Source organism: Streptomyces sp. CBMA152 (assembly GCF_014596475.1).
Lineage (GTDB): Bacteria > Actinomycetota > Actinomycetes > Streptomycetales > Streptomycetaceae > Streptomyces.
Genome location: NZ_MECJ01000023.1, coordinates 103,014 through 109,378 on the forward strand (window position 1 = coordinate 103,014; position 6,365 = coordinate 109,378).

Genomic DNA, 6,365 nt, shown 5'->3' on the forward strand with positions numbered 1-6,365 from the left:
CACGACCGGCGGATCATGACGCGCCCCAATTCACTACCAACAAGTAGCGAAACCCGCGTCATAGCCGAGCCCCACCCGGCTCTCCACCCGTGACAGCACACCGCGCTCACGGAAGGAAGCCCGGGCGATGAACGGCTCAGGAGCCAAGACCGCAGTGGAATGGCTGGCATCGGTCGCGCCGGATCCCGACGCCTGCCGGTGGGAGTGGGAACGCAACCCCCTGGGGGTCGCGCTCCTTCCCGCCGGCAGGCGCTGGGACGTACTGATCCTGCCGGGCGAGCTGGGGCATCCCACGCTCGACGTACTGACCCGGCTCGTCGACCGCCCCGGGCCCGTGCTCGCCGACTTCGGCGACGCGCGCCTGGGGTTCTTCGTGCCGCCGGGCACGGCCGCGCGCTGGCTCGGCACGGGGGTGCGGGGGGCCGGTCAGGGCACCTGGATCGTGGTGCCGTACCCGGGCCGGGTCTCCGGCGGGGTGCGCTGGCTGATCCCGCCGGACGGCTCGGGCAACCTCACCGACCCGACGCTGCTAGAACTCGCGATGCACGAGGCCGCGGCCCGTATCGCCCGGGAGGACTGGGACTGAAACACAGGGGCGCAGTACGCGGGGCACCGAAACTGACGGGCAGTCAGGTGCCGCCGGAGCGCTGCCAGAGGTCTCGACAACCCCACGGGTCCTACGCAGCCGGATCCTTCATCTTCCCCGCCGCGCTCGCAGCGGCCCTCCTCGAACTTCGACGCATACCCATGGAGCTGACGATCAGCAGCACCCCGCACAGGCAGCCGCTGGCCAGTACATCCAGCGGCCAGTGGTAGCCGTGCAGCACCAGACCGATGCCCGTCGCCACCGTGAGCACCCCGGCGGCGACGGGCGGCACCCATCGTCTGCGTACATACGAGGTGAGGAGCAGCGCCGAGACGCCGTACGCCACCATCGCGGTGGCCGTGTGGCCGGACGGGTAGTAGCCGGTGTCGCTGGTCAGCGGGCCCGCGCGGTCGGTCCAGGTCTTCAGCGGGACGATCAGCGCGGGCACGAGAGCCATCGTCAGCGCCGCGATCAGCGCGGTCGCCCGGGCGCCGCGCCACAGCGCGTATCCGAGGGCGAGCGCGAGCACCGGCAGGGCGACGGGCATGCTGCCGAGGTCGGCGAGGACCTGTGCCAGTGACTGGGGGCCGCGCCCGGCGAGGTGATGGTCCACGCGCTCGTCGAGGCGGCGCAGGGGGCCGTCGGCGACGACCTGCCAGGTGATCACCGCGAAGAGGGCGGTGAGGACCGCGAGCGCGGAGAAGAGGAAAGCCGGCCGTCCCGGAACAGGGGGGGAGGTTCCGGGACGGCCGGTTCGACCGGTGTGCCGTGCGCCCCGGGGGGTGTGGGGCGTACGGCCGTCCGATCGGTGAGGAGTTCCGGAGCCAGAGGCGCCGGCGGTGTGCGCGAGGGCACGACCAGAACGAGGCTGGGGATGCGCCGCCCTGGAGCCGCCCGCAGTTTCCTGCGGGCGAGGTGTTTCTCTCATCTGCAGAAACCGTACGGCAGTGAGCGGGGGACCGACAGGCGGCACTCCATCCCGCCATCGCCCCCGCACACCTTCTTCACAGGCCGTGGTCACGGCTCCGGTCAGAGCGTCCGCAGATCATGCTCAGAGCGTGGAAAAGGCCTGCTCGATGATGTCGAGACCCTCGTTGAGCAGGTCCTCGCCGATGACCAGCGGCGGCAGGAAACGCAGCACGTTGCCGTAGGTGCCACAGGTCAGGACCAGCAGGCCCTCCGCGTGGCAGGCCTTGGCCAGCGCGCCGGCGGCGGCCGCGTTCGGCTTCTTGCCGTCCCGGTCCTCGACGAGCTCGATGGCGATCATGGCGCCGCGGCCGCGGATGTCGCCGATGATGTCGAACTTCTCGGCCATGGCGGCGAGGCGGCCCTTCATGACCTCCTCGATGCGCTTGGCCTTGCCGTTGAGGTCCAGCTCGCGCATGGTCTCGATCGCGCCCAGCGCACCGGCGCAGGCCACCGGGTTGCCGCCGTAGGTGCCACCGAGGCCGCCCGCGTGCGCGGCGTCCATGATCTCGGCGCGGCCGGTCACGGCGGAGAGCGGCAGACCGCCCGCGATGCCCTTGGCGGTGGTGATCAGGTCCGGGACGATGCCCTCGTCCTCGCAGGCGAACCACTGGCCGGTGCGGCAGAAGCCGGACTGGATCTCGTCCGCGACGAAGACGATGCCGTTGTCCTTGGCGAACTGGGCGATCGCGGGCAGGAAGCCCTTGGCGGGCTCGATGAAGCCGCCCTCGCCGAGCACCGGCTCGATGATGATCGCGGCGACGTTGTCGGCGCCGATCTGCTTGCTGATCATGTCGATGGCCTGGGCGGACGCCTCGGCGCCGGCGTTCTCCGCGCCGGTCGGCCAGCGGTACCCGTAGGCGACCGGGACGCGGTAGACCTCGGGCGCGAACGGGCCGAAGCCGTTCTTGTACGGCATGTTCTTGGCGGTCAGCGCCATCGTCAGGTTCGTACGGCCGTGGTAGCCGTGGTCGAAGACGACGACGGCCTGGCGCTTGGTGTACGCACGGGCGATCTTGACCGCGTTCTCGACGGCCTCGGCGCCGCTGTTGAACAGCGCGGACTTCTTGGCGTGGTCGCCCGGGGTCAGCTCGGCGAGCTGCTCGCAGACCTCCACGTAACCCTCGTACGGCGTGACCATGAAGCAGGTGTGGGTGAAGTCCGCGAGCTGGGCGGCGGCGCGGCGCACCACGGCCTCGGCGGAGGCGCCGACGCTGGTCACGGCGATGCCGGAGCCGAAGTCGATCAGGCGGTTGCCGTCGACGTCCTCGATGATGCCGCCGCCCGCGCGCGCGGTGAAGACGGGCAGCACGGAGCCCACGCCGCCGGCCACCGTCTCCAGACGGCGGGCCTGCAGCTCCTGCGACTTCGGGCCGGGGATGGCGGTGACGATGCGGCGCTCCTGCGGGATGGCGCTCATGAGGGGCTCCCTGGATGATCTGTTTTTGGACGCTTCCTGGCTTTCTTCGCAGGCTAGGGCGCGGGGGCGGGTGCTGGCATGCTCCGTTGGGGAGTGGTGCGGGTGTGTCCTTGTCCTTGGCGGACATAGCGGTGCGGTGCGGTGCGCTCCGCGCCGGGTGCGTGGTCGGCTGCGGGCCGTCTGTGGCTTGTCGCGCAGTTCCCCGCGCCCCTGTGTGGGCGCGGGATCACTGCATGCGGCTGCAAGTCCGCTTAGATTGGGCTGGACTTGGTTACGGACCTGGCTGGTCAGGGGGCAAGGGGCCGATGGACACCGAAGGTACGCACGACGCACGGGGCATCGAGGCGCGGCCGGTGCCGCGGCCGGTCGTGCCGCCGCCCGTTCCGGCGCTGCCGCCCGCGTTTCCGCCGCAGCCCGGTCGGCCCCCCGGGCGCCCCCCGCTGGGGGAGTGGCTGCGGACGCCGCGTGCGGCCGCCGAGCCGGGGCTGTGGCGGTACGGGCATCGGCCCCGGGCGCAGGACGACGGGCACCGGGTGCCGGACCGGGCGCTGATCAGCGGCGCCCTGGTCGCGCTGCTCGCGGCGATTCTGGTGTGGTCGCTGTGGCGCAACGGGTATGTGCCGCGCAGCCGGGTCCCCCTTGAGCTGTTCACGCCGTCCGACTGGTGGCTGGGTCTGCATCGGCGGCCCCCGGCGGCCCTGACCGCGCTCGCCGCGTACAACAGCCTGGTCGCCGGTGCGGTGATCTACGGGTTCGGGCATCTGGGCAACTGGCGCGAGATCTTCCGCCGGTACGCGGCCGACCACCCGCAGCCCGCGCGCGCGGTGCGCACCGCGCTGGTCGCCGGGGCCCTGGTGTGGTTCCTGATCTGGGCCGACGACTATCTGCCGTTCTACTCCTTGGCCATCGGTCTGGTGCCGCACTCGTGGATCTTCAGCGACGACCCGGTGGCCACCAAGGACGCCATCGACACGACGACGACCGTCTACCACGTAGTGGTAGCGGTGGCTGTGGTGTGGTTCTGCGGTCGGGCGGGGGACTGGCTCGGGCTGTGGCGCGAACGGACTGGGCGCGCCCCGGTCCGTAACGCGGCCACGTCCACCGGACCCGCCGAGAGTCCCGCCGACTGGCCGCAGTTGCGCGCGGCCGGGCAGCACGCCGCCGCCGACCGGCTGGCCGCCGACGCCGACAGCGGCCGGATGAATGACGTGGACTGCGCCCGTATCCGGCGGGCCTGGACGTCCGTGGTCGCCGACCCGGGCCGCCTGAGCGCGTTCACGGACGCGGTGCTGCGGGACGGATCGCGCGCGTGCCTGCACCCGTCCGGCGACCGCGACCTGCCCGCCCGGACCGCCACCCACGACCTGCTCACCTCGCAGGTGCGGCTCGGCCGGTTCGCGGACCTGGAGAACAACCCGCCCGCCCGCCGGGGCGCGGGCGCGGCCGTCGACCCGGCGGCGCTCGGCACCTCGCTGCTCGCGCTCGGCCCGTCCGGCGCGGGCAAGACGCGCCATCTGGTGCGGCCCGTGGTGGAGTCCCTGGCCCTCCAGGCGCTCGCCGGACAGGCCGCCGTGGTCGCGGTCGGCGCTGCGGGCACCCCGCTGGGCGCCGACGAGGCGTACGACGTGATCGTGCGGCCGGGCGACGCGCAGTCCGAGTACGACCTCGACCTCTACGGCGGCACCGACGACCCGGACGAGGCCGCCGCGCTGCTCGCCGAGGCCTGTGCGGGCGATCTGCCGGACGCCGACGTACGCCGGGCCGCGACCGCGCTCGCCCAGCTGCTCGGGCCGTACCGGGCCGCGTACGACCGGTTCCCCTCGGTGCCGCAGCTGCGCGAGCTCCTGGACGGCTCCGGCGACACGTTCGCCGCGCTCCGCGCCGATCTGGACCGCACGGCGCACCCCGCGCTCCACCGCGAGCTGGAGGCGCGCGCCCGGCAGGCCGACATCCCGGGCGAGCCCGGCCTGGTCCTCGCCGACCGCCTCGCGTGCCTGGACCGGCCCGCCTTCGCCGCCTTCTTCGACACCACCGGCCACACCCGGCCGTTCTCGCTGCGGGCTCTGGAGCACCCCGTACGAGTGAGGGTCGACCTGCCCGAGCGGGCGCATCCGGAGGCCGCGCGGCTGCTGAACCGGCTGCTGCTCGCGCAGTTCACGACGAGCGCGGCCGCCCGCCGGGACCGTTCGCTCTTCGCCTGCCTGGTCGTGGACGACGCCACGCACGCGGTGACCGCCGGTTCCGTACGGGCGGTGCAGCGGCTGCGGCAGGCCAACGCCGGTGTGGTGCTCAGCCTGCGGGCGCTCGCGGACGTGCCCGAGCGGCTGCACACCTCGCTGCTCGCGGCGGTCGGCTGCCATATGGCGTTCCGGGGGGTCACCACCTGGGACGGGCAGCTGCTCTCCCAGCTGTGGGGCACCGAGTGGATCGAGACCACCGAGGTCGCCCGGCACGCCGTCTTCGCCGATCAGCCGCTCACGCGCGCGATGCACGCGCTGCGCAAGCTGGCCACGGGCAAGCCGGTGACCCGGGACGCGGTGACCGTGCGCAAGGTCGAGCGGGAGCGCTGGTCGGCGTCCCAGCTGGCCCACCAGGTGCCGGCCGGGCACGCGGTGCTCTCGCTGAGCGATGTACGGGGGGAGCACTCGCCGCCGCTCCTTGTGGATCTGCGGGGCTGACGAGCTGGTGGTGGCGGGGCTCGGGCGGGCGCCGGGACCCCGCCGTTCTGGCAGAATCGAGGGGCGTGGTTCATACGGGACGGCGCATTTCTCCTCCCTCCCTCCGAAGGTCGTCGAAGGCCCCATGCCGCCCACCCTCGCCTCCCTCGTCCAGCACTCGGCGCTGAAACTCACCGTGCGCGCGGGCGAGGACCGGCTCGACACGCCGGTGCGCTGGGCGCACGTCAGTGAACTGGCCGACCCCGTCCCGTACATGGAGGGCGGCGAGCTCCTGCTCATCACGGCGATGACGCTGGACGCGGAGGATCCGGAGACGATGCGGCGCTATGTCCGCAGGCTCGCCGGAGCCGGGGTCGTCGGGCTCGGCTTCGCCGTCGGCGTCAACTACGAGACGGTGCCGGACGCGCTGCTCGACGCGGCGCGGGCCGAGGACTTCCCGCTGCTCGAAGTGCCGCGCCGCACCCCGTTCCTGGCGATCTCCAAGGCGGTGTCCGCCGCCATCGCGGCCGACCAGTACCGGGCGGTGACGGCGGGTTTCGAGGCCCAGCGCGAGCTGACGCGCGCGGCGCTCGCCGAAGGCCCCGCCGAACTGCTCGCGCGGCTCGCGGCGCATGTGGACGGGTGGGCGGCGCTGTACGACACCTCGGGCGCGGTGGTCGCGGTGCAGCCCGAGTGGGCGGGGCGGCGGGCGGCCCGGCTCACCGCCGACGTGGCC

General features: G+C 73.2%; 5 protein-coding genes. 3 read left to right on the plus strand and 2 right to left on the minus strand.

The annotated features are described in order from the left end of the window. Nucleotides 1-127 precede the first annotated feature (127 nt). The gene (locus BG418_RS20295) at nt 128-586 is read left to right on the plus strand and encodes a hypothetical protein (RefSeq protein ID WP_188275342.1); all 459 of its coding nucleotides are present in this window, start codon (nt 128-130) and stop codon (nt 584-586) included. Nucleotides 587-677: 91 nt separating this feature from the next. Here the strand turns inward: BG418_RS20295 and BG418_RS20300 are convergent, their stop codons facing one another. Continuing rightward, nucleotides 678-1,514, minus strand: a complete 837-nt coding sequence (locus BG418_RS20300) for a phosphatase PAP2 family protein (RefSeq protein WP_188275343.1) — start codon at nt 1,512-1,514, stop codon at nt 678-680. A gap of 123 nt (nt 1,515-1,637) precedes the next feature. After that, complete coding sequence (gene gabT / locus BG418_RS20305) at nt 1,638-2,972, minus strand: 4-aminobutyrate--2-oxoglutarate transaminase (protein WP_188275344.1); 1,335 nt, start codon at nt 2,970-2,972, stop codon at nt 1,638-1,640. A gap of 305 nt (nt 2,973-3,277) precedes the next feature. Here gabT and BG418_RS20310 point away from each other — a divergent pair, with 305 nt between their 5' ends. Together BG418_RS20310 and BG418_RS20315 are read left to right on the plus strand one after the other, a co-directional pair. Next, nucleotides 3,278-5,650, plus strand: a complete 2,373-nt coding sequence (locus tag BG418_RS20310; RefSeq protein WP_188275345.1) for an ATP/GTP-binding protein — start codon at nt 3,278-3,280, stop codon at nt 5,648-5,650. A 124-nt stretch (nt 5,651-5,774) separates the two neighbouring features. Next, nucleotides 5,775-6,365 (plus strand): PucR family transcriptional regulator ligand-binding domain-containing protein (locus tag BG418_RS20315; RefSeq protein WP_188275346.1); only part of this gene is annotated, 591 nt, incomplete at its 3' end.

Coding starts and splice junctions, on each gene's coding strand:
- BG418_RS20310 (WP_188275345.1), top strand. CDS start 3,278: ATGGACACCGAAGGTACGCACGACGCACGGGGCATCGAGGCGCGGCCG.
- BG418_RS20300 (WP_188275343.1), bottom strand. CDS start 1,514: ATGAGAGAAACACCTCGCCCGCAGGAAACTGCGGGCGGCTCCAGGGCG.
- gabT (WP_188275344.1), bottom strand. CDS start 2,972: ATGAGCGCCATCCCGCAGGAGCGCCGCATCGTCACCGCCATCCCCGGC.
- BG418_RS20295 (WP_188275342.1), top strand. CDS start 128: ATGAACGGCTCAGGAGCCAAGACCGCAGTGGAATGGCTGGCATCGGTC.